The organism is Actinospica durhamensis (genome assembly GCF_018139695.1).
Lineage (GTDB): Bacteria > Actinomycetota > Actinomycetes > Streptomycetales > Catenulisporaceae > Actinospica > Actinospica durhamensis.
Window position 1 is genome coordinate 1 of sequence record NZ_JAGSOG010000675.1, and the last position, 603, is coordinate 603.

Below are 603 nucleotides of genomic sequence, written 5' to 3' on the forward strand. Positions count from 1 at the left end.
CGCGCGGCGCGGTACTGCAGGCCGCGGTGGAGTTGCAGGTCGCGGAAATGATCCGGGCCCGGCAGTTCGACGGCACCGAACTCGCACCCCAGGACGTGCGCACGACCGAGCAGATGAACGCCGAAGCGATCACGCGCATGGCACAGGTGTTCCTGGATGCCTCGGCCGAGCAGCGCGGGGCCCACTTCTCGCTGCCCGCGCTCGCGGTGACGATGCAGGATACCGCGCCGGTCGAGTTCGACATCCCGGCCGGCTGCGCCCGCACCGCGTTCGGAGCGCTCATCCCGGCGCGGCTGCTGCCCAAGCAGGGAGACCCGCGACGCCACACCCTCACCCTCGACGGACACACCGGAACATGGGACGGAGTGGCAGTGGACCGGGACCCGAGGGCAAGGCTGGCCTCGGCCGAACAGCGGGGCTTTCTTGCCTGGCGCGACCGGCACTGCCGCTACCCCGGCTGCGACCGCCCCATCACGTTCGCGCCGGGTGGCCCGGGGGATTCTCACCCCCGGGCTCCCACAGATCCGTACGTGACAGTCTCCCGTCATACGGCTCCTGTTGCTCTGATCGTCAGGCCCTGATTGCTGTCGTCCAAGCCCATTG

1 pseudogene is annotated in these 603 nt (G+C 70.0%); it reads left to right on the forward strand.

What is annotated here, in order from left to right:
• A pseudogene (locus tag KDL01_RS41670) lies at nucleotides 1-581 on the forward strand (hypothetical protein); the annotation flags it as partial.
• Between the last annotated feature and the right edge of the window lie 22 nt (nucleotides 582-603).